This window comes from Colwellia sp. (assembly GCF_013214175.1).
Taxonomy (GTDB): Bacteria; Pseudomonadota; Gammaproteobacteria; order Enterobacterales; family Alteromonadaceae; genus Colwellia.
The window spans coordinates 580,458-602,518 of record NZ_JABSPA010000001.1; the positions used below are offsets into that span (position 1 = coordinate 580,458).

The following is a 22,061-nucleotide window of genomic DNA, read 5'->3' on the forward strand; positions in this document are numbered from 1 at the left end:
TTGTAATCTTCCTAGTAATTTAGCTGTTCTGAATTACACTAATATTATGGTTTCCTCAAGATAATAGACATTAATGAGTAACTTTATTTTTCAAGACGAAGTTGAAGAAGAAATTGACGACAAACCGCATAAAGCGGATAAATTTTGGCGTATTTTAGTAATTGATGATGATGAGTCTGTTCATCAGGTGACTAAACTAGTGCTCGCTGATGCTGAAATCGAACATAGAAGATTGGACATAGTCTCTGCTTTTTCTAGTAAGCAAGCCAAGGAGATTATGTTAAATGATAATTCTTTTTGTATGGCTTTTGTTGATGTAGTTATGGAAACTGATCATGCTGGTTTAGAGCTGGTTGAATGGATAAGAAAAGATCTTAAAAATCAATCTATTCGCTTAATATTACGCACAGGACAAGCCGGTTCTGCCCCTGAGGCAAAAGTCATTAAAGAATTCGATATCAATGACTATAAAGAAAAAACTGATTTTACCGCCAATAAAATGATCACCACAGTGTATGCAAGTATTCGTGCCTATCGTGACATTATGACCATTCAGCGCAGTCTTGACGCCTTTAAAAAGCTTATTGAAACGACTCATGATTTATTAAAAATTGATCAGTTAAAGAATTTTGGCTCAGCAGCACTTGACCATTTACTTGCCTTGATGAATGTCGAAAGTTCAGCGCTCTATATTGCCAGAACTCAAGTTGATTTTGCAAAAAAATCAACCAGCTCAATTATTGCTTGTACCGGTAAATATGTTTGTGAATCTGATTCTCTAGAAGCTTCGGATATTGATGAGCAAGTTAAGGCGAGAATTCAGCAGGTATTTATCGATAAAAGTCACTACCGAGATGATACTTGTTTTGTTGGTTATTATCGCGCCTCGGATAATGCTGCCTCAGTGCTATATATTGAATTTGAAGATGACAATGAGCATTTTAGAGCCAGTTTAGCTGAACTATTTGCTACTAATGTAGCGCTTATTCTTGAAAGTTTGACTAAGCAAAAAGAAATAGAAAAAACTCAAAAAGAGTTACTCTTTATCGTTGGTGAAGCCGTGGAAGCACGTAGTAAAGAAACTGGCGCCCATGTGCGTCGTGTGGCTCTTATCTGCGATATCCTAGCAAAAAAAGCGGGCTTAGAAGACAGCTTTGTTGAAGCCATTCGTTTAGCTGCACCATTACATGATTTAGGCAAGATAGCTATTCCGGAACATATTTTACATAAACCCGGTAAGTTAGAGGGAGAAGATTGGGAGATAATGAAATCTCATGCGCAAATTGGTGCTGATATTTTAGAAAAATCTACGGTAAGTGTCTCTAGATTAGCCGCTCGATTGGCTAATTATCACCATGAAAATTGGGATGGTAGTGGCTATCCCGAAGGCTTGAAAGGCGAAGAAATACCTGTCGAAGCTCGTATCATGGCGGTAGCTGATGTTTTTGATGCTTTAGGCTCAAAGCGTTGCTACAAAGAGCCTTGGCCAGATGAAAAAATAAAAGAGTTTTTATTAGCAGAAAGAGATAAAAAGTTTGAGGCTAAGCTGGTTAATATAATCGTTGATGACTTCGATGAATTTTTACAAGTCAGGATAGATTACCCTGACTATGCCGACCCAGAACATTAATTGGCTGCTAGTTCATTCGTAGTAGTTAATAGTAGCTAATGAGTGACAGTTACATAGAAATTGCCACTTAGGTATTCGTACTTTGAAGGTTGTATCGAGTTCAGGTTAGTTACGTGATAGCTTATCAACGGTCGCTAAACAAGCGGTCATAAAGGTATCTATAAAATATTTAACCTCAGGCATGCTTGCCTTTAATTCGTTTATTTTTATCGCTAATCTTTGTTCTACATGATCAAACTCTGGGTTCTTATGGTTTATTTCATCAAGGGCTTTAATATAGGCGACAATAATATCTGCCGCTTTGACAATGGCTTTATATTCCACCGAGACATTATCTTGGACGATAATATCACTAAACAGCTCTTGTAACTCTTCCGGCAGTGATGCTAAACATTCTTCTTCTGCCAGTAATTCTATTTTTTTAAACTCTCGTGCTATGGCTTTATTGGCATACTTTGTTGGGTTAACAATATCACCATAACGTGTTTCACTGGCTTCATGATACATGGCAATGGTCGATATTTTATCGGCATTGATTTGACCATTAAATTTCTTATTTTTAATGACGGCCAGTAAATGAGCAACAATGGCAACCTGATGCGAATGCTCAGCAACATTTTCTGGCTTTACACAAAACATCAATGACCATCGCTTTATTAATGGCATGCGAAACATCCAAGCTAAAAATGAACTTTGCATTATTACTCCTAAATAACGTTTGTTAATATATACCCGTTACCATTCAATATGCATGTTTCAGAGTGCTTGAGCAATTTCAATTCAAGGCGCGGTGATGAAATAATGGTTATTCAGGATAATATGCTCCTGCATTATCTAATAAGGTACTTCCTGTACCGTCCTTATAAATCACAGCAACGATGAAGTAATGTTGCTCAAACGCTTCTTCGATGGGTTTAAAATGACTTTATACCGCGTTAAATAATTAAACCATAGAGTGACTATGCTTAAATGATTTTCCTTGCCTAAAGCCATTTTAATTCCCACTGAAGTCCTGCACTTTGATTGGTAATGGGTATGTTATGCTTGAACTTGTTTGTAAGTAGCAAAAAAGCTTTTTAATTTTTCCATAGCAGGTATAAGTTCATCTTTATGTGGTAAAAAAACTAAGCGGAAGTAGTTCTGCTCTTTAATGTTAAATGCACTGCCGTGTACCAGTAATATCTTTTCTTGTTTGAGTAAGTCTAAAATCATTTGCTCGTCATTTTTAATATTAAATCTTTCTTGGTCTACTTTAACAAAAAGATATAAAGCGCCCATGGCTGGGTGACAAGATAAACCATCAATGTCGTTGATCATCTTAGCAGCAATATTTCGCTGTTTTAATAACCGGCCATCACCGGTAACTAGCTCATTAATACTTTGATAACCACCAAGGGCGGTTTGAATTGCATGCTGACAGGGCACATTGGCACAAAGACGCATGGAAGAGAGCATCGTTAAGCCCTCTAAATAATCTTCAGCATGAATCTTAGGCCCAGATATTACCATCCAACCGGCTCTAAACCCGGCAACGCGATAGTTTTTAGATAAACCGCCCATGGTAATTATTAATACATCTTGCGCTAGGCTTGCGGTCGGAATATGTTTGGCTTGATCAAATAAAATTTTATCGTAAATTTCATCACTGAAAATAATTAAATCATGTTTACGAGCCAGGGCAATTATCCCTTGTAAAATCTCTTCAGGGTAAACCGCACCTGTTGGGTTGTTTGGATTAATCAACACAATTGCTTTGGTTTTTTTAGTGATCTTTGCCGCCATATCTTCAAGGTTGGGATACCAAAAATTCTCATCATCACAATGATAATGAACAGGTGTACCGCCGGACAGAGATACTGCAGCCGTCCATAACGGATAATCCGGTGCAGGGATTAATACTTCATCGCCATTATTAAGCAAAGCTTGCATGGCCATGACAATTAGCTCACTAACACCGTTGCCAAGATAAATATCATCAACACTGACACCTTTAATGCCTTGCTGTTGAAAATACTGCATTACGGCGACTCGTGCGGAATAGAGCCCTTGCGACTCAGCATAACCCTGCGAGCTAGGTAAGTTATGAATAACATCTTTTAAAATATCATCAGGCGCCTCAAAACCAAATGGGGCAGGGTTGCCAATATTAAGTTTAAGAATTTTATGACCTTCATCTTCAAGGCGTTTCGCCGCCGCTGCTATTTGTCCTCTAATTTGGTAACGGACATTGTTAAGTTTAGAGGACTTGGTAATAGCTTTCATGAGTTGGCAACTTCTTAAGTAAAGGGAGATAAAAGTGAAATGTCATTGTTGCCAATAATGCGCTGTTTTGAAAGTCTTATTTTGGCTTTTTTTAAGGCTTAATTGTCAGCTTTTAGCTCGAAAAGGCATATTACAATGATTGTAAGCTAGATAAAATTCAGCTGACGAAAAGATTAAAAGAGTGTTAGCTTAGTAACAGCTCAAATTTATGGCTTGGTGGCTAATTATTTAGCGAGTGATAAGGCCAAATTTTTAACATTGTTTTAGTTAAATGTTGAAAAGGGTTCTACGCTTTTGTTGCCGCTTGGCAGAATCACTATTTGTTGAAAGCCGTTAATAAAGTACATCAATAAAAATTTATAAGTTAAAGGTAATGATATGTATCAAGGGAAATGTTTGTGTGGTGAGGTTCATATTAAAGTGAACGGAAAAATTAGTGATATTATTCATTGCCACTGCTCTTTATGTCGAAAAAACAGTGGTACTGCTTTTGCCACCAACGGTTTTATTAATACTGCTGACTTTGAAATCACCTCAGGAAAAAAGAGTTTAAGTTCTTTTTCATTTAAGCCGGGTCGCAGTCGACATTTTTGTAGTCAATGCGGTTCACCAGTTTATAGCGCTAATGAAGATGATCCAACACGATTAAGAATACGTTTAGGCATCATTGATAGTGAAATTACAGAAAGACCCATTTCTCATAATTTTGTTAGCTCAAAAGCAAATTGGGAAGATCTTGAGGCTGATTTGCCTCACTATGATGGTCTTGAACCAAGTAGGCAGTAAGTTGAAGTTAATCTTAGTGACAAAAAAGGAGCCGAAGCTCCTTTCATCATTATTATTCGGTAAGTAAATGCACTAAGGCTACCTTAGTAACATCTGAACTTTATTTAGTTGAACAAAGCCATAACATCATCAATGGCAATTAATGACTTTTCACCGGTAATGCGGTTTTTAAGTTCTACTTGTTGAGCATCTAAATTACGCTCACCAATGATAACTAATAATGGTGTGCCCATTAATTCATGATCAGCAAACATCACACCTGGACGCTCTTTTCTGTCATCAAACAGTACTTCAACACCGGCTTGTAGTAGCGACTCATATAAAGTTTCAGCGGTTTCTTTTACCCGTGCTGATTTAGCCATATTCATCGGTACAATTGCTACTTGAAATGGAGCAATTGCTTTTGGCCATTTTATGCCATATTTATCATGGTTTTGCTCAATAGCTGCTGCGACAATACGCGAAACACCAATACCGTAACAACCCATGGTTAAGGTTTGGTTTTTACCCCCCTCATTTAAAACAGAACACTTCATCGCTTCGGCATATTTACGGCCTAACTGGAAAATATGACCGACTTCAATACCACGTTTTATTTCGATAGTACCCTGACCACATGGGCTTGGATCACCAGCAACAACATTACGGATATCTTGAATGTTGATCTCACCACAATCTCGTTGCCAGTTAACGCCAGTAAAAGAATGGTTATTTTCGTTAGCACCACAGACAAAATCGCTTAAGTGAGCAGCACTTCGATCAACAATCACTTCAACAGTTAACCCTTTAGGTCCTAATGAAGTGCTATGACAGTTAGCAATCGCAGACACTTGTTCATCAGTGGCGAATGTTAACGGGGAAGCTATTTGTGCTAAATTCTCAGCTTTAACTTCATTGAGTTGATGATCGCCACGAAGCACTAATGCAACTATTTTTTCTGGCTCACCTTCTTCTGTTGTACCAACAACTAATAAGGTTTTAACGGTAGTTTTTACATCTAGTTCTGAGGTTTTGATTAAACGCTCAAGTTTTAAGGCAACTTTCTCAATATCTTGAGTCGGCTCACCGCGCTCACCTGTTGGTGCTAACGCTTCGGCTTTTTCAATATTTGCGGCAAAGTCGCTAGCATCACTAAAAGCAATGTCATCTTCACCTGAGTCAGCAAGTACATGGAATTCATGCGATTTTTCACCACCAATAGAGCCGGTATCCGCTATAACCGGACGGAAGTTTAGTTCAAGACGTTCAAAGATACGGCAATAGGCATCAAACATAATTTGATAGGTTTTTTCTAAACATTCGTCTTCTAAATGAAATGAATAAGCATCTTTCATTAAGAATTCACGGCCGCGCATCACGCCAAAACGAGGACGAATCTCATCACGGAATTTTGTTTGTATTTGAAAAACAGTCAAAGGTAGTTGCTTGTAACTGTTAAGTTCGTTTGCAACCAGCTTAGTGACCACTTCTTCATGGGTTGGCCCTAAAATAAAATCACGTTGATGACGATCTTTTAAGCGCAATAACTCCGGACCATAATCGTCTAAACGACCAGACTCTTGCCATAAATCTGCAGGTTGCACCATAGGCATCAATATTTCATTGCCACCAGCACGTTGTATTTCTTCACGGACAATGTTCTCAACTTTTTTCAACACACGTAAACCTGTTGGTAACCAAGTATATAAGCCAGAAGCAAGGTTACGAACAAGGCCTGCTCGTAACATCAATTGATGACTGATAACTTCTGCACTGGCAGGGGTTTCTTTAAGGGTAGACAGTAAATATTGACTGGTACGCATGGCTTGTGATTTCCGTAAAAATAGGGGGATATATAATTGCCGTTATTCTATCAGGGGGCTAGCGTATGAAAAAGTAATATATGTAATATTTCTTACTTAGTGGCTTTATCAGGGGGATGAGCAAGGGTAAAAATTTACCGTGTCATTTTCTTAACAAAAACGACGACAAAAAGAGCGATAGTAAAACTACCGGTAAATGCTTCTATGGCGGCAATGGCGCGTGATATGCCCACCGGAGTGAAATCGCCATAACCTAAGGTGGTAAAGGTCACTACTGAGTAGTACAGCGAAGAAAAGAAAAAGGACAAGTTTTCTTGCATTGACTGATCGCTACTGGCAGCTAGAACAGTGCCGTTGTAGCTGAGGCCAGTAAAAGTATAAATAATGGCACAGATAAATATAATGGCGATAGACAAACCTATGATTCGTAGTGGCGCCTCACCATAGCCACAAAAAATATCGACTATTTTTGATACCATCCGCTTAATACTATAACGTGGTAATTGTAAGCGACGCATGGTCAGCTCTTTTTGAATAAAATACCCTGACAGAGTAAATATACCTTCATGCTCGGCGTGTTTACGTAAATCGCGATAAATCTCTTCGGCTTGCTCTAAAAAATCGATGTTGGCTTGCTCATCTTTCGCTTTTAAGGCTGATTTTGCCGCATATTCTTGTTTGATCTTTTTACCTATACTGACATTTTCGAATTTGCTACCAATCCACTTTACCCCTAACATATTTGCACCTGCTAGGTTAGCACAGTTCAGATTAGCGCTACGTAAATCAGCTTTCATCACACTGGCATGTTGCAAGTTAATATTAAATAAGTGAGCATTTTTTAAATCCGCATGATAAAAATCAGAGTAGGAGAAATCATAACCATGCTTTTTATGGTGGTTAACTAGGTCAATGCCTTGCAGCTGAGCACGACTTAGTCTTATGCCGCGTAGCATTCCTCCGCCTTGGGCGTACTTTTCTAAACGATCTTTTACCTCAGGACCTGATTTATCAATTTCTTTATCGTGCCAATAACAAAAGCCAGAGCTATTAGCTTCACCTTGGCAGCAAAAGGCTTGCTCCTTGGTACTATCGGGGTCTTGATATTGGCACAATAATTTTATTTTATTCATTTTAAGAGTATAGTGCGCAACATCAAAAAGTAAAAAGAGGAACTAGTGTGGATATAACTTTAATTCAGGCAGATTACCAAAATGAACAACACGGTAAAGATTTAGTGATGCTGTTAAATGCCTATGCCCTTGATCCTATGGGAGGCGGAGAAGCACTAGCTGATGACGTTCAACACAACTTGGTTGCTACCTTAGCAAAGCGAAATGACTTTTTAACTTTACTTTGTTATATCGATGGTAAACCCGCTGGCATACTCAATTGTGTTGAAGGTTTCTCAACGTTTAAATGTAAACCTTTACTTAATATCCATGATTGCGGCGTGTTAAAAGAATATCGAGGCTTAGGTTTAAGTCAAAAGCTATTTATTGAAGCTGAGAAAATATCCCGTGAGCGTGGCTACTGCAAGTTAACCCTTGAAGTGTTAGAGGGAAATATTGTCGCGCAGAACGCTTATAAGAAGTTAGGCTTTTCAGGCTATGAACTCGATGAAAAAACTGGCAAGGCTATGTTTTGGGAAAAAGTCTTATAATTCAAGTTTTAAACGTTAATGACAGCCGTTTAGTGTGCTGTCATTAATACTTTTCGACCTATCTTTAAGCTAAGTCGGCTAATACTTAGAAGGAGATAGGTCTTCTTTTTTTAGGCTGGTTTTCTTGAAAAATTTCCTGTTCATCCACAGCAGCATTAGCATTTTTTCTTGCTAAATTTTTCTTTGCTTTTGCTTTTTTCTTAGCCGTTTTAGTTTTAGGCGCCGAGTTAGTTTGCTCACTCTTATTGTCCACCTTATTTCCAGCAAGGGGCTCAGCTTTAGTCGAAGGTTCAGCCAATGATTCATTGATGATTAATTGCACCACCTCACCATTAAACTCAATCACATCTTGATGATAAACTTTTTTGCGCTTTTGATATTCTACTTCACCGTTGAGTAAAACATAACCTTCACTGATAACGACTTTTGCTTCACCGCCACCGCTAACCAAATTAGCTATTTTAAGTAACTTACATAACTCAACAGGTTGCTGGTTTAATTCAATAACTAAGTAACTCTCTGACATATATTTCTCGTAAATAAGCTGCGTTTTTTTATTTTCTGAATCAGCGTGATAACTAACATATTCAGTTCAGGTATTAGTTTTAAGTGCTAATTTAGCTAATAACTACTGCGCTAATTGTGCTAAAAGCTCAGCGATCTCAGTTTTCATCTCTTCGCTATCAATATTTTGAGCAGCATCATTGGCTTTATTAGCAAAAACCAGTGCTTTGTCTTTTTCTTCAAACTCTACTTGGCGTAGTGCCATTGCTAAATAAGCTGAGGCGGTAAAAGTAGGTAAGCTTAACTTTTCTGCTATTGCTAAAGCAACTTCATAAATATCCATGGCTTGATCGCCATCTTCGGTAAAGTCAGCAAGTGCTTCCCATTGCAAAGGGTGATCTTTTGGTGAGCCTTGATTGGTCGCACAAAGCACTTGCAGTTTTTTACAACTGTCAAGTCTAGACTCTTCATTGTCAGTTGCAGATGCGTCAGCGATTTCTTGGCAAATACTAAGGATGTCGTTATATAGTGGAGCTTTCATTTGAGTACCTAGGGTAATATATCTTAAAGGGTTTTAGCTGCAATGCCGTAGAGCTTATATTTAAGCGTTATAGCGTCTAATTACAGCGATAATTATGGCGCGTAATATCGCATATTTTCAGCTTTTTTGCTATGTAAAAGCAGTTGTTGGGGTAGCTATTTACGATATAGCTAGTGAAAAGCTTGTTAAACAGGCCAATTATGAAGCTTTTATTACAAAGGTAAAAATTAGGTAAATTAATTTGTGTTATTCTGTAACGCGAGTAGACTAGCGGCATTAAAAGTCCTTAATAAACAATGTCATTAATCACTACGGCAATATTTATGGTAAGGATTACTGCAAAATCAAACCGCTTACGCAAAAGGAATGCCATGACTAAGCCACTTACCCTATCCACAACTTTATCTGCCTTGTGCCTTGCAATGTCTATCAGTCAGCCCGTACTGGCCAGCAATGAACAAGCCGTGGACGTTGCGGTTAATAATACCAACACCAAGCAAGTTATCACTGCAACGGCGGCCACCGAGTCAGCTAGTGCAGAGCCAAAAATCACCGAGCCAGCTAGTAGCAAACAAGCAGCCAAAGTTGATAATAACGGTGTTGAAGCTAATAAACTTTATTTTACCCCGGTACCCGTTATAGGTTATAACCCTGCTAACGGAACTATTTATGGTGTTGGTGCTTCTGCCAGTTATTATTTTGGTGAGCCTAAAACCACGAAAGTTTCCAATATGATAGCGGGTCTAGCAAAGACTTCCTTAGGGCAAAGCATTTTTTTATTCAAAAGTACTGCATTTACCGCCAATAATGATTGGGCTTTTTTAGGTGACTGGCGCTACCTTGATACCTCACAACCAACGTATGGTTTAGGTACGGGTCCAGACTCTTCTAAACTGGTCACTAGTGGTCAGGAATTCGAATTGGATGATGACATCTTTTCTGGTACTTATGATAAAAACCAGATGATGGAGTTTAAGTACTTTCGTTTTTATGAAACAGCACTTAAACGTATTCAGGGTGACTGGTATGTAGGTCTTGGTTATCATCTCGATTTGTATAAAGATATTCAAGATAATTTACTTGATTTAGACGCTGAAGAAAAAGTAGTCACCTCTCATTACAGTTATAGCAGGCTTAATGGCTTCGATGAAACAGGCTATACCCTCTCAGGGCTATCATTAAATGTCATGTTCGACAGTCGTGATAATGGTATTAACCCAAGTAAAGGCCAATATGCTCTAGCAAGTTATCGATACAATCCAGAATTTTTAGGCTCAGATAAAAAGTCCAGTACCCTTTGGTTAGAATATCGAAAATTTCATAACTTTACTCCAGAAGAAAAGTATCCTGATGTATTAGCTTTTTGGGCTTTTGGTAATTTTGTTACCAGTGGTGAAGTACCTTATATGACTTTACCTGCTACGGGATATGACCAATATGCCCGCAGCGGTACTGGTTATATACAAGGACGTTTTCGCGGCCAAGATTATGCTTATGTTGGTTTAGAATACCGTAAACATTTTACTACTTTATGGGGTGTTCCTGTAGGTGGCGTGGCGCAAGTTAATGCCTCGACGGCAAGTGCCACAGGGCCAAATGATATTAGTTTAGGCCAGTACATTAAACCTGGTTATGGTTTAGGGCTCAGGTTTATGTTACAGAAGAAAACTGGTACTAACTTAGGTATTGATTTTGGTCGAGGTGCAGATGGTGCCAGTGCCTTGTATGTTCGTTTGAACGAGAACTTCTAGGGTAACAAATTACCCATATTGAAAATATACATTTCTAAAAGATAGGGAAAAGACATGGAAAGTAAAATATCGTTAATCGCCATTACGGTTTTATTGGTATTAGGCGGCTGCTCTGAGCAACAAACAGACTCGCAAAAGGATCAAGCCCACGTTAAAGAAGTAAGTGCCAGTAACTCAGCAAAAAACAAAGACGAATCGGTAGCGGCTAGAGCGCACAGCATAAAACAACAAGAAGACAACGCGCCATCAAATCCGCTTAAAAATGCTTATTTTGGTGAAACCCATATGCATACCAAATTTTCTTTGGATGCTTATATTGGTGGTAACCGCATGAGCCCACTTGACTCCTTACAATTTGCGCAAGGACAAGAGAAAACTATCAATGGTCAATTACATAAATTACATCGTCCACTCGATTTTGCGGCTACGACCGATCACGCTGAATATATTGGTGAAATGTATACAACCTTTACTGAAGAAGCTTTAGGGCATAACCAAGAGCAATTAAAAAAATTGCGTGGCTTAACTGAATATAAAGACCAAATTCATTGGTTTATTAAATACGTAATATCAGTGAATCGCGGCGATGCTAAACCTGCACATCCACCATTTTATACTGGCATTGAAAGCACCAAAAGTGCTTGGCAAATTATTTTACAAGCCACTAAAGATGAATATAAACCTGGAATTTTTACCACTTTAGCGGCTTTTGAATGGAGTGGTGCGCCAAAAGGCGGCAACTTACATCGCAATATCCTGTTTAGAGACATGGTGGTGCCAGAGTATCCCGTTGGTTATGCGGACTATAATCGTGAAGAAGCTTTATGGGGATGGATGGCGCAACAAGAGAAAAAAGGTAGCACACTGCTTGCTATTCCACACAACTCCAATGCGTCTAAGCTGATGATGTTTAATCCCAATGATTCTAAAGGTAATCCTATTACTAAAGAATATGCGGAGCTGCGCAGTCACTTTGAACGCACTATCGAAATGATGCAAATCAAAGGCAATTCTGAGGTACATCGTAAATTTTGGCCCGCAGATGAATTTGCTGATTTTGAAAATGCCGATTCGGTTGCTGATTTTAGTAATCGAGGTTTAGACAAACGTAATTTTGTTCGTTGGGGCATTATCGAAGGCTTAAAACATTACCAAAACATCGGCGTTAACCCATATAAATTAGGTTTTAATGGCGGTACTGATAGCCATAATGGCTTGATGGCTGATGTGGCCGAAGATAATTATATTGGCGGTCATGGCGCAGCGGATAATACGCCAGAGTTACGCAGAACAGGACAAGTTCCAGAGTGGCTCGATGCTAAAGATGAAAGTATTGGCTCTATTACTGGCGTTTGGGCAACAAAGAACACTCGTGGCGAAATTTGGGATGCCATGTATAACCGCGAGGTCTACGGCACTTCAGGCCCTCGAATTCAGGTGAGAATTTTTGCCGGTGAGCACTTAACAACTAACCATACAGATATCAATGCCATGGTCAAAGAAGGCTACGACAAAGGTGTGCCTATGGGTGGTACTATTTCTGGCGCAGTAAGTGCGCCGGTATTTAATGTTTGGGCAGCCAAAGATAACATAGGCGCTAATTTGGACAGAATTCAAATCATCAAGGGTTGGGTCGACCAAGAAGGTGAGCAACATGAAAAAATCATTAATGTTGTCTGGTCTGATAATCGCGCTAAAGACAAAAATGGCAATTTAGCTAAAGTTGGTAATACCGTTGATTTAACAACGGCTAAATACACCAATGAGATTGGCGCTACAATGTTAATGGGCAGTTTTACTGATGAGGAGTTTAATAGCGAGTTACCGACACTCTATTATGCTCGTGTTATTGAAATCCCAACACCACGCTGGAGTACTTATGATGCAGTGCGCAATAATTTACCATTATTAACGGACGTGCAAGCAACCATACAAGAACGTGCGTGGAGTTCACCAATATGGTTTATGCCAGCTCAAGAAGTAAAACACTAGTTTATGACTTTTTCTTTTCATAATAAAACACTAAAAGGAATATCCCACTTTGGGCTATTCCTTTTTCTTTGCTTGTTAGCTGTCGTTAATAGTAAAGCTGTACAGGCAAATAAAATTCAACTGGCTTATTTACAAATTGAAGCGGTTACTTGTAGTGATAAAGCAGTCAGCAGCCTCAGTAACAGCGGTATTAGTAATATCGAGCACAGTTGCTATCAGGGCATGTGGAAACAGCCAGCAGTTCAAGGTATTGCACCACTTAGTCTGCAATTTAGTAATGGGGTGAAAATCAGTAATACAACACCTGCTGCTTTGCTAAATGGCGCAAATATCAAGTTCTTTACTATAACAACAGTACAAAGCTTAGCTGATAAGAGTGTCACTGTTATCAACTTAGAGAAAACAAATGTTGAAGTGATGCTTAAGTATAAAAGTATCAAAAATGATTACTCAGTAAGAATAACCCCAGCGGCACCTAGTTATACCTTTGTTGCCAGTCCATCGTCATGGAAAAGTATGCAGAGTTATACGGTTTTTGGCATCGAACATATTTTAGAGGGCTATGATCATCTGTTGTTTGTTTTATGTTTGTTATTGATTGCCTCCACGGTTAAAAAGCTTATGTGGGCTATCACAGGTTTCACCTTAGCACATTCTATTACCTTGATATTGAGTACGTTAGATATAGTGCAATTACCCATTGTGGTTGTAGAAGCCGTTATTGCACTAAGTATTGTTTTTCTTGCGATTGAAATTGCAAAAAACTCTTTCAATAAATCTCAGCAATGCTCGTTAACTTATCGTTATCCGGTCGTAGTATCGAGCAGCTTTGGTCTGTTACATGGTTTTGGTTTTGCTTCAGTATTGCTTGAGCTAGGTTTGCCAAAAAATGATCAGTTTTTAGCCTTGGCATTTTTTAATATAGGTGTTGAATTAGGGCAAGTTTTCTTTATTAGCGGTGTGCTATTGCTTATCTGGTTAGTGAAAAAGTTAACTGATATTAGCCGTGAGAGAATAAAACGGTATGAAAAGATTAATGCCTATTTGATAGGTTCAATTGCCAGTATGTGGTTAATTGAAAGAGTGCTGCAGTTCTAGTTAAGTTTCGCTAAGCCAAGTTAAGTCGTTAAACGGTTGAGCACTTACACACTTCACCAATTTAGGATAACTCGAAGGGCTAAATTTATTAGCATTTTAGGTTAATAGAATAGAGAATAATAGGATAACTATGAAGACCTTATTAAAAGAGCCGTTACTGCATTTTTTACTGTTAGGGGCGGCGCTTTTTTATTTTTATAGTTTGGTTAATGATAACCAAACAAATGACAATGAAATAACACTTTCAGCGGCTAAAATAGTGCAGCTGAAATACAGTTTTGAAAAAACCCGTCAACGACAACCAACCGAAGAAGAGCTGGCTGCTTTAGTGAATAACTACTTTAAAGAGCAAGTGGCTTATCAAAAGGGCGTCGAAATGGGTTTGCTTGCTGGTGATGGCATTATTCAAAAGCGTATTCAGCAAAAAGTCGAGTTTATTGTTGAAGACAGTGTTAGTCGCTTAGAGCCTGATGATGCAGAACTATCAAGCTTTTTAAAAGAACATCAAGATGATTATCGTAGTGAACAAGTTTTTAGTTTTGTACAGCTATACTTTGACCCGTCAAAACACCGTGATATTACCGCGATATTAACTAAAACAATGGCGCAGATAACAGCCTTAGATGAAATCGAACACACTGCCGTAAAACTTATGCCATTGTCAGATAGTATTTTTTTAGACTACCAATATACCGATGTTTCTTATGCCTTTGTCGCGCGCTATTTTGGCAGTAAATTTGCCGAAGCCTTAGTGACGATGGAATCAGGAAAATGGTTGGTAGATGTTAAATCAGGTTATGGAGAGCATATTGTTAAATTGAAAACTAAACAAGGTGGTGAACTGCAACCTCTAGCTGCAGTGCGAGCCCAAGTAAAACAAGCGTGGCTTAATGAGCAACGTAAACAAAGCTTGGCTAAATTTTATCAGGGTTTATTTGTCGAATACCAAGTTAAGAAAATTTAGTCAGGTTTACAAACGTTAGTTTAGTTAACAATAAAAAGAAGAGTGCAATGTCGGATATAGTTTCACATATAGTCACCGTGTTTTTAGGTTTTTTTGCCATCATGAATCCCATTGCTAATACAGCGGCTTTTGCCGCGTTAGTGGGACATAAGAGTAAAGAGCAACAGAAAAAAATTGCCAAAAAAGCGTTATTGATTACTTTTTTTGTTATTTTAGCTTTCTCTGTATTAGGTAATGCTATTTTTCATTTATTTGGTATTACTTTACCGGCATTAAGAATAACTGGTGGTATTTTAGTGTTTATTATTGGTTATCATATGATCAATGGTAGCGGCTCTAGTTTGCATTCAGCAGAGAGAGTAGAGCAGGGTGATCTCGCCGTTTCGCCATTAGCGGTGCCACTACTTGCAGGTCCTGGCACTATTGCTACGGCAATGAATTACTCTTCTTCTGCAGGTTTTGTTGGCATACTTATTACGTTAAGTGTTTTTGCCTTGTTATGTATTATTACTTTCTTTTGCTTTGTTTACAGTAGTAAAATTCTAGCAGTAATAGGCGAAGCTGGTTTGAGTATAGTGACTCGTTTGATGGGACTTATTTTGGCGGTCATTGGTGTGCAAATGTTTATTGAAGGTGTCATCGCTGTTATTGATTCACTTAATTGACTTTAAATATTGTTAGGTATAATTTGTCAGCTAATATTTGTCAGCTAATATTTGTCAGTCAAACTTTGCAATGAAAAGGCTGCTAAATATTGCTATTTAGCAGCCTTTTTTTATCTGTACTGTGTTTTATCAGCACTGAGTTTATCAAGCTTAAGTACTTGTTGAATTAAAGCCCACTGACCTCCTCAAAATCGGCATCTATGACATCGCTATCGTTAGCTGCGTTTGCTTGCTCAGACGCTGCACTTTCAGTGTTAGCCTGCGCTTGAGCTTGCATTGCTAAGTTATAAGTATCATTTAATGCATCGTGACGCACTTCAATCGCTTGTTTATCATTACCATTAACTGCCATTTTTAATTGCTCAATTAAGGTATTAAAACTTGCTCGTTGCTCATCACTAAAGTCGCTCATTGCTCCCGTTACTGTATGAATTAAATGATCTGCTTGATTACGCTGTTCAATGAGTTCACGCTTAAGCTTGTCTTGAGCTGAATTTTGCTCAGCTTCATTAACCATGCGATTTACGTCATCTTCCGATAAACCACTCGATGCTGTGATAGTAATAGCTTGCTCTTTGCCTGTGGCCTTGTCCGTTGCGGTCACATTTAAAATACCATTGGCATCTATATCAAAGCTAACCTCTACTTGTGCACTGCCGCGAGGGCCTGCTTTAATATCGGTTAAGTTAAATTGCCCCAATGACTTATTATCGCTGGCCATGTCACGCTCACCTTGTAATACATGAACAGTTACCGAGCTTTGGTTATCTTCTGCAGTCGAAAACACCTCACTTGCACGTGTTGGGATAGTGGTATTTTTACTAATTAACTTAGTAACAATACCGCCTAGGGTTTCAATGCCTAAAGACAAGGGTGTTACATCAAGCAATAACACGTCATTTACCGTGCCTGATAATACCCCTGATTGAATTGATGCACCTAGGGCGACTGCTTCATCTGGGTTAATATCTTTACGCGGCTCTTTTTTAAATAAGCTTTGTACCGCCTCTTGTACTTTCGGCATACGGCTTTGACCGCCGACTAAAATAACATCGCTGATATCGCTAATGCTTAAACCGGCATCTTTTAATGCTTGTTTACACGGTGCAATGGTGCGTTGAACTAAGTCATCTACTAAAGACTCTAATTTAGCCCTAGTTACTTTAATATTCATATGCTTAGGACCACTGGCATCGGCGGTAACGTAAGGCAAATTAATATCGGTTTGCTTGGTTGATGATAACTCGATTTTAGCATTTTCAGCGGCTTCTTTTACCCTTTGCATAGCTAAAGCATCGCTGGTCAGATCAATGCCTTGATCTTTTTTGAACTCTGCGACAAGATAGTTAATCAGTGCGCTGTCAAAGTCTTCTCCGCCTAAATAGGTATCGCCATTAGTGGCCAATACTTCAAACTGCTTTTCACCCTCTAGGTTAGATATTTCAATAATAGAAACATCAAAGGTACCGCCACCTAAATCGTAAACCACTATTTTTTGTTCAGAGTTTTGTTCACCGTCTTTACTTTTATCTACCCCGTAAGCTAATGCTGCCGCTGTCGGCTCGTTGATAATACGTTTAACATTTAGACCGGCAATTTTACCTGCATCTTTAGTGGCCTGGCGCTGTGAGTCATTAAAGTAAGCCGGTACGGTTATTACCGCTTCGGTAACTTTTTCACCTAAATAGGCTTCGGCATCTTTTTTTAATTTCATCAATATTTGAGCAGAAATTTGCTGTGGCGATATCGCTTTACCGTCAATTTCTACCCAGGCATCACCATTGTCAGCTTTTACAATTTTGTAGGGTGATAATTCAATGTTTTTTTGCAGTAATTCATCATCAAACTTGCGGCCAATTAAACGTTTAATAGCGAACAAAGTATTTTTTGAATTGCTCACTGCTTGTCTTTTTGCCGGATTTCCGGCTAATATTTCATCGTTGCCATAGGCGATAATCGAGGGCGTGGTACGATTACCCTCGCTATTTTCAATGATGGTAGCTTTGCCACTTTCCATTACCGCGACACATGAATTTGTTGTACCTAAGTCAATACCAATAATTTTAGTCATTATAATTTTCCTTTTATCATTGTAGAAAAGCAGCACCTTGAGTTTTTTTTAGTTGTCTTAACTACGCGCTGCTAGCTGTACCAATAGAATTAATTAATCCGTTTGGTCTTAGTGGGGCTATCATACGGGCTTAACAAAAGTGCTACTGTCAGATAAGTGACAGTTTTCACAAAGAAATTAAATTAATTGTACTCTGACGCTATCTAGGTAGAATATTATTAAGTTAGCTTATTCACATCTAGGAAGATCATGAGCAAGGCCTTAATACCGGTAAGTTATCAAGCCAGTGCGACTTTAGTAAAGCAAGCAAAGTTGTTTGCCGAGCTACCGCAGGTTTTGTTGGAAAAAATGCAGCGAGACTTTCATGTCACCACCTGGCATAAGGGTCAGTACATTAGTGCTGAAATATTAACAAAGCAGTTCTTTGTCTTGCTTGATGGCCAAGTTGAACTGAAAAAAGTTCATCCGGAAACGGCTCGTGAAGCCACAGTAGATATTTTTTACCCAGGTGATAGTTTCGATGTGATGGTACTGCTTGATGGCAAACCCCATGAGGTGATTATTGCGCCGCTAAATACAGTGCGCTTATTAAGCATACCTATAGAGACCATGCGCCAGTGGATTTGGACTTACCCTGAGGTTAATAATCAATTCTTACCTTATTTAGCGCAGAAAATGCGTGAACATGAGCAGCGCGCCACCAGTTTGGTGCTACATGATACCAGTACCCGTTTAAGTCGTTTGATACTAAAATACATCGAAAAAATTAACAGTTATAACGGCGCACCAGATTGTGAGCATAAGCAGCATTTGGTTAACGGCTTAAATGATGAAACATTAGCGCGCATGGTGGGTTCAGTCAGACAAGTAGTCAACAAGCAACTCAGGCATTGGCAAGCGCAGGGTATTTTAGAGAAGAAACGTAATCAGTTAATAATTAAGGATTTACAGGCGTTAGAGCAAGAAGCGCATTATGATACTCAGTACGATCAAGCTCAGTTGATCAAGTAAAGGTTCTAGCGAAGTAAGCATAATTAAAGGCATCTTATTCAGAACTACAGGCATAGTCCTGGAGCACAGTACAACCAAACTGGTGCTCCTTCTTTATCTGTGAACTAGTGGCTTTACTGCCAGAAGATTGTGGTAAAAATTGTCTTTAATATAGTCTTTAGCATCTTACCAAGTTGCGCCAGCTTGAATATAAACCACGGTATCTTCAGGCCCTTTAGCTAAATCAGTTCCCATAGTAAAACCATAACGCTTGGCAATTAAATAACGAAAGCCAACACCGTAGTTATGCACTGACTCAGCGCTGCTTAACTCACTAAAACTTTGTGCTGCTCTACCTACACCGGTAAAGGCATTAAACTTCCAGCGGTAGTTGTACTTATAAGTAAATTCAATTTCAGATACCGCGACTTTATTGCCTTGATATCTAATCGCGGGTACACCGCGTAAATCGACACTAGGTGGCACATAAGAAGGCAACTTCACCTCATCATTGGCATTGACACCGTCGTATTGCAGCCTTAAAGCAAAAAGATATTTTTCTGAGAATTGCCAGTAATTTAACCCGGAAAAGTGATAACTCATGTAGTCAACATCACTACCAATGGCGTCATCAAAGCGGGTGATATGCATTTGATAGTCATAACCGTGTTCAGGATTCATTGGGTTATTTCGTGAGTCAAATTCAGCCAACAGACCAAAACCTGAAGTCGTCACTGATTGAGATAAATGATGATCAAAAAAAGTATTAACCGTATCATTCAAAGTATCCGTAGGAAAAAAGCTAACATCTTTAACGTTGGCTAAACTCGTTTCTACGCTTCTATAGACCTGACGACCGCCAAGAAACCATTTACTTTCTCCAAGGCGCATTCTCAATTCTTGCAATACTATCGGACCATTGATATTTAGCTCAATTGGCCGCTTTAAGTCAGTACCACCTAATGAGTAAAAGTCTAAATTGAAATCGCTGTACAGCATATAACCTTTGTAACGTACGGTATCTTTAAGCCAAAAGCCCATGTGACCAAAACCAAAACCTTTACTGCCATTGGCGGTAGCGCCAGCGCCCACTAAAGAAATATTACTGGGCAAAACAAAATGTTTACTATTGTCGCTGTGCGTAATTCGTTGTTTCTTTTGTTCATCAGACTCATGAAAAAACACCCCTAACAGTGCTAAACCATTACCGGTTGCTGGTTCGGTAATGATAGTTGGCACGGGTAGAAAGCCTAAAGGTACTTCAGACAGATAGCGACTTGCATCTAACATGCCGTCATCTAGGTCGAACATATATTTATCAATAAAAGATGCTGCATTGACAGTTGGCATTAAACTAAGCAATAACGAGGCAATTAGGAGTTTGTTGCTGGCCTTCATTATTAAAATCCTTAGTAATATTAAAGTAAAAAGAGCTTATTGATACATTCAATAAGCTCAAGGTAATATTTACGTCTTAGTCTAAATTTCAGCTTATAGTTCAGCGTAAATTTAAAATCCTAAGCCAATGTTTTTAGGAGGGAATTTTTTAAACGTTGCTGCATGTGCTTTCGCTTCCGCACCCAACGATGCAACCCAAGGATTCATTCTATGGCCAACAGGTAGTTCTTCTTTAGGGTCAACAAATAAGTTAAAAACCCATGGTGATAAACCGAAGTCACTTATACTGGCATAATCAATATTTTGAAACGAATTATGTAATTGCATAGTTTTCATATGAATTTTATATTCGCGTACTCTAACCGCCATAAAATTAGTATTTAGCCAAACATAAACTTGCTCACGTTTACTCTGGCCATTATCCGTTAATAAGAATGAGCTTTGATCTATGCCATCGATATAACGATCACTAGGTATATTATTAGTCGCACCAGCAATGTTTACTGTGGTATTAAAAAGATCCATTAGGTCAAATAACTCAGCACTAGTGCGAGGCGCTATCATACCGGGCCAATAAGCAATGCCCGGAACTCGAATGCCACCTTCAAATGAGGTACCTTTACCGCCTCTAAATGGCGTGTATCCTGCGTCAGGCCAGGCATCACGTTGTGGTCCATTATCTGAGGTGATGAAAATAAAGGTATTATCAGCGATTCCTGCTTTTTCGACCGCTTGTACGATACGGCCTATAAGGGCATCAACTTCTACCACATTATCTTTATAAGGATATTTACTGGCACTTTTACCTTTAAACTCTTTACTCGGATGATTGTCAGCATGAACACGCATAAAGTTGTGGGCAATAAAAAAAGGCTTGTCACCTTTAGCTAAAGTGCTAATTTTGTTCATAGTGAAATCGGCCAAAATATGATCGGCTTCGGCAAATTGGTCAAGGCCCGTTGTTTTATCCACCACCTTTTCTTTTTTGCCTTTTGCGCCGTAATACATATCTATTTTACCAGACACTTTTTTAAATCGTGCTAGCTTTTCTTCATCGAGTACTAAGTCAGGGTAACGGCGGTAATCAAACTGTTGTGTTAACTCTTTTTGTGAAGCGTAATATCCTTGGAACTCATCAAAACCTACTTGATGTGGGCGCATGCCTTTAAGCTCTCCTGTATGCCATTTACCCGTTAACACTGTGTGATAGCCAACATTAGACAGTATTTTTGCGACACTGTCTTCACTGGCCCATGGGTTATTGGTAAGTGTATCGCCAGCTAATATGGGACGAATAAGCCCTGTGCGCATTGGCAGGCGACCAGTCATCATCGCTGAACGCGTCGGGGTACAAGTCGGTTGTGAGTAAGTCGACGTTAATGACAGTCCCTTACTTGCTAATCTATCAATATTTGGTGTCGCTGCACCAATATGAGCGCCACCACCAAAAGCTCCACCGATATCACCAAAGCCTAAGTCATCAACAACTAACCATAAAATATTAGGGCGTTTACCTTTTCTATTTTTTAGCTGTGCGAGTTTTTTTGTCGCGACTTTATCTTGTGCTGCACGAGGTATGGCCGGCTGCATATGATCTGAGGTGGCAACTGCCCGAGATAGGCCGCTAGTATTAGCGAAAACAGGTAAAAAAGAGCTTACAGCCAATAAGCTCATCGTTAGCGAACTTATCAATAGGCGAGGGTGTTTTTTTGTCATCATTTAATCCTTTAAGTAAGGGCTTAATTTTCATTCGTGAACAGCTTTTTTTACTCGTTACTGCGAGTGTAATGAGTCTGAGCGACGGACTGTTTAACGATGCTAATAAAGTTACGCTAGATTAATGGTTTAGCAGGAGAAATGCTAGGAAAACAAGCGTAAATTGTAACTTGCAGTTAACAAAGTTTTAAGACAAAATATAATTTGTTAGATAATCCTAACAAGTTA

19 protein-coding genes are annotated in these 22,061 nt (G+C 38.9%); 10 read left to right on the forward strand and 9 right to left on the reverse strand.

The window, feature by feature from the left end:
* Positions 1-73: 73 nt before the first annotated feature.
* Entirely contained in the window at positions 74-1,630 is a 1,557-nt protein-coding gene (locus HRT55_RS02485; RefSeq protein ID WP_291618547.1) for an HD domain-containing phosphohydrolase, read from the forward strand.
* Positions 1,631-1,735: 105 nt separating this feature from the next.
* On the opposite strand, the gene yfbR is transcribed toward HRT55_RS02485, so the two are convergent.
* Together yfbR and HRT55_RS02495 are read right to left on the reverse strand one after the other, a co-directional pair.
* Complete coding sequence (gene yfbR / locus HRT55_RS02490) at positions 1,736-2,329, reverse strand: 5'-deoxynucleotidase (RefSeq protein WP_291618548.1); 594 nt, start codon at positions 2,327-2,329, stop codon at positions 1,736-1,738.
* A gap of 339 nt (positions 2,330-2,668) precedes the next feature.
* A complete protein-coding gene (locus tag HRT55_RS02495) occupies positions 2,669-3,892 on the reverse strand; it encodes a pyridoxal phosphate-dependent aminotransferase (protein ID WP_291618549.1) in 1,224 nt (407 codons plus the stop codon).
* A 378-nt stretch (positions 3,893-4,270) separates the two neighbouring features.
* Between HRT55_RS02495 and HRT55_RS02500 the strand changes: the two genes are divergently transcribed.
* A complete protein-coding gene (locus tag HRT55_RS02500) occupies positions 4,271-4,678 on the forward strand; it encodes a GFA family protein (protein WP_291618550.1) in 408 nt (135 codons plus the stop codon).
* Between the two features lie 104 nt (positions 4,679-4,782).
* Here the strand turns inward: HRT55_RS02500 and HRT55_RS02505 are convergent, their stop codons facing one another.
* Both HRT55_RS02505 and HRT55_RS02510 read right to left on the reverse strand, forming a co-directional pair.
* Positions 4,783-6,480, reverse strand: a complete 1,698-nt coding sequence (locus HRT55_RS02505) for a proline--tRNA ligase (protein ID WP_291618552.1) — start codon at positions 6,478-6,480, stop codon at positions 4,783-4,785.
* 134 nt (positions 6,481-6,614) lie between these two features.
* Positions 6,615-7,613 carry an ion channel gene (locus HRT55_RS02510; RefSeq protein ID WP_291618554.1) on the reverse strand — a complete coding sequence of 333 codons (999 nt, stop codon included), beginning with the start codon at positions 7,611-7,613 and terminating at the stop codon, positions 6,615-6,617.
* A 47-nt stretch (positions 7,614-7,660) separates the two neighbouring features.
* Between HRT55_RS02510 and HRT55_RS02515 the strand changes: the two genes are divergently transcribed.
* Positions 7,661-8,143: an N-acetyltransferase gene (locus HRT55_RS02515; RefSeq protein WP_291618555.1), complete on the forward strand. Its 483-nt coding sequence runs from the start codon at positions 7,661-7,663 to the stop codon at positions 8,141-8,143.
* 85 nt (positions 8,144-8,228) lie between these two features.
* On the opposite strand, the gene HRT55_RS02520 is transcribed toward HRT55_RS02515, so the two are convergent.
* Both HRT55_RS02520 and HRT55_RS02525 read right to left on the reverse strand, forming a co-directional pair.
* Positions 8,229-8,669: an RNA-binding S4 domain-containing protein gene (locus HRT55_RS02520; RefSeq protein WP_291618557.1), complete on the reverse strand. Its 441-nt coding sequence runs from the start codon at positions 8,667-8,669 to the stop codon at positions 8,229-8,231.
* Positions 8,670-8,771: 102 nt separating this feature from the next.
* Positions 8,772-9,188: a hypothetical protein gene (locus tag HRT55_RS02525; RefSeq protein ID WP_291618559.1), complete on the reverse strand. Its 417-nt coding sequence runs from the start codon at positions 9,186-9,188 to the stop codon at positions 8,772-8,774.
* A gap of 94 nt (positions 9,189-9,282) precedes the next feature.
* On the opposite strand from HRT55_RS02525, the gene HRT55_RS02530 reads away from it, so the two are divergent.
* From HRT55_RS02530 to HRT55_RS02555, 6 genes are all read left to right on the forward strand, one after another.
* Complete coding sequence (locus tag HRT55_RS02530; RefSeq protein WP_291618560.1) at positions 9,283-9,423, forward strand: hypothetical protein; 141 nt, start codon at positions 9,283-9,285, stop codon at positions 9,421-9,423.
* 136 nt (positions 9,424-9,559) lie between these two features.
* Entirely contained in the window at positions 9,560-10,939 is a 1,380-nt protein-coding gene (locus HRT55_RS02535; protein ID WP_291618562.1) for a BamA/TamA family outer membrane protein, read from the forward strand.
* Between the two features lie 54 nt (positions 10,940-10,993).
* Positions 10,994-12,931, forward strand: a complete 1,938-nt coding sequence (locus HRT55_RS02540) for a DUF3604 domain-containing protein (protein ID WP_291618564.1) — start codon at positions 10,994-10,996, stop codon at positions 12,929-12,931.
* Between the two features lie 3 nt (positions 12,932-12,934).
* Entirely contained in the window at positions 12,935-14,029 is a 1,095-nt protein-coding gene (locus HRT55_RS02545) for a HupE/UreJ family protein (protein WP_291618565.1), read from the forward strand.
* Between the two features lie 130 nt (positions 14,030-14,159).
* Positions 14,160-14,993 carry a peptidylprolyl isomerase gene (locus tag HRT55_RS02550; RefSeq protein ID WP_291618566.1) on the forward strand — a complete coding sequence of 278 codons (834 nt, stop codon included), beginning with the start codon at positions 14,160-14,162 and terminating at the stop codon, positions 14,991-14,993.
* Between the two features lie 47 nt (positions 14,994-15,040).
* Positions 15,041-15,658: a MarC family protein gene (locus HRT55_RS02555; RefSeq protein WP_291618567.1), complete on the forward strand. Its 618-nt coding sequence runs from the start codon at positions 15,041-15,043 to the stop codon at positions 15,656-15,658.
* 166 nt (positions 15,659-15,824) lie between these two features.
* On the opposite strand, the gene dnaK is transcribed toward HRT55_RS02555, so the two are convergent.
* Complete coding sequence (gene dnaK / locus HRT55_RS02560) at positions 15,825-17,729, reverse strand: molecular chaperone DnaK (protein WP_291618568.1); 1,905 nt, start codon at positions 17,727-17,729, stop codon at positions 15,825-15,827.
* 249 nt (positions 17,730-17,978) lie between these two features.
* On the opposite strand from dnaK, the gene HRT55_RS02565 reads away from it, so the two are divergent.
* Positions 17,979-18,740 carry a Crp/Fnr family transcriptional regulator gene (locus tag HRT55_RS02565; protein ID WP_291618569.1) on the forward strand — a complete coding sequence of 254 codons (762 nt, stop codon included), beginning with the start codon at positions 17,979-17,981 and terminating at the stop codon, positions 18,738-18,740.
* Positions 18,741-18,905: 165 nt separating this feature from the next.
* On the opposite strand, the gene HRT55_RS02570 is transcribed toward HRT55_RS02565, so the two are convergent.
* Positions 18,906-20,117, reverse strand: a complete 1,212-nt coding sequence (locus tag HRT55_RS02570; protein WP_291618570.1) for a BamA/TamA family outer membrane protein — start codon at positions 20,115-20,117, stop codon at positions 18,906-18,908.
* 111 nt (positions 20,118-20,228) lie between these two features.
* Positions 20,229-21,836, reverse strand: coding sequence for a sulfatase-like hydrolase/transferase (locus HRT55_RS02575; RefSeq protein WP_291618571.1), 1,608 nt, complete (start codon positions 21,834-21,836; stop codon positions 20,229-20,231).
* Between the last annotated feature and the right edge of the window lie 225 nt (positions 21,837-22,061).

Bases quoted from the DNA above. Each gene is read 5' to 3' on its own strand.
- HRT55_RS02485 (WP_291618547.1), top strand. From the start codon at position 74: ATGAGTAACTTTATTTTTCAAGACGAAGTTGAAGAAGAAATTGACGAC.
- yfbR (WP_291618548.1), bottom strand. From the start codon at position 2,329: ATGCAAAGTTCATTTTTAGCTTGGATGTTTCGCATGCCATTAATAAAG.
- HRT55_RS02495 (WP_291618549.1), bottom strand. From the start codon at position 3,892: ATGAAAGCTATTACCAAGTCCTCTAAACTTAACAATGTCCGTTACCAA.
- HRT55_RS02500 (WP_291618550.1), top strand. From the start codon at position 4,271: ATGTATCAAGGGAAATGTTTGTGTGGTGAGGTTCATATTAAAGTGAAC.
- HRT55_RS02505 (WP_291618552.1), bottom strand. From the start codon at position 6,480: ATGCGTACCAGTCAATATTTACTGTCTACCCTTAAAGAAACCCCTGCC.
- HRT55_RS02510 (WP_291618554.1), bottom strand. From the start codon at position 7,613: ATGAATAAAATAAAATTATTGTGCCAATATCAAGACCCCGATAGTACC.
- HRT55_RS02520 (WP_291618557.1), bottom strand. From the start codon at position 8,669: ATGTCAGAGAGTTACTTAGTTATTGAATTAAACCAGCAACCTGTTGAG.
- HRT55_RS02525 (WP_291618559.1), bottom strand. From the start codon at position 9,188: ATGAAAGCTCCACTATATAACGACATCCTTAGTATTTGCCAAGAAATC.
- HRT55_RS02530 (WP_291618560.1), top strand. From the start codon at position 9,283: ATGGCGCGTAATATCGCATATTTTCAGCTTTTTTGCTATGTAAAAGCA.
- HRT55_RS02535 (WP_291618562.1), top strand. From the start codon at position 9,560: ATGACTAAGCCACTTACCCTATCCACAACTTTATCTGCCTTGTGCCTT.
- HRT55_RS02540 (WP_291618564.1), top strand. From the start codon at position 10,994: ATGGAAAGTAAAATATCGTTAATCGCCATTACGGTTTTATTGGTATTA.
- HRT55_RS02545 (WP_291618565.1), top strand. From the start codon at position 12,935: ATGACTTTTTCTTTTCATAATAAAACACTAAAAGGAATATCCCACTTT.
- HRT55_RS02550 (WP_291618566.1), top strand. From the start codon at position 14,160: ATGAAGACCTTATTAAAAGAGCCGTTACTGCATTTTTTACTGTTAGGG.
- HRT55_RS02555 (WP_291618567.1), top strand. From the start codon at position 15,041: ATGTCGGATATAGTTTCACATATAGTCACCGTGTTTTTAGGTTTTTTT.
- dnaK (WP_291618568.1), bottom strand. From the start codon at position 17,729: ATGACTAAAATTATTGGTATTGACTTAGGTACAACAAATTCATGTGTC.
- HRT55_RS02565 (WP_291618569.1), top strand. From the start codon at position 17,979: ATGAGCAAGGCCTTAATACCGGTAAGTTATCAAGCCAGTGCGACTTTA.
- HRT55_RS02570 (WP_291618570.1), bottom strand. From the start codon at position 20,117: ATGAAGGCCAGCAACAAACTCCTAATTGCCTCGTTATTGCTTAGTTTA.
- HRT55_RS02575 (WP_291618571.1), bottom strand. From the start codon at position 21,836: ATGATGACAAAAAAACACCCTCGCCTATTGATAAGTTCGCTAACGATG.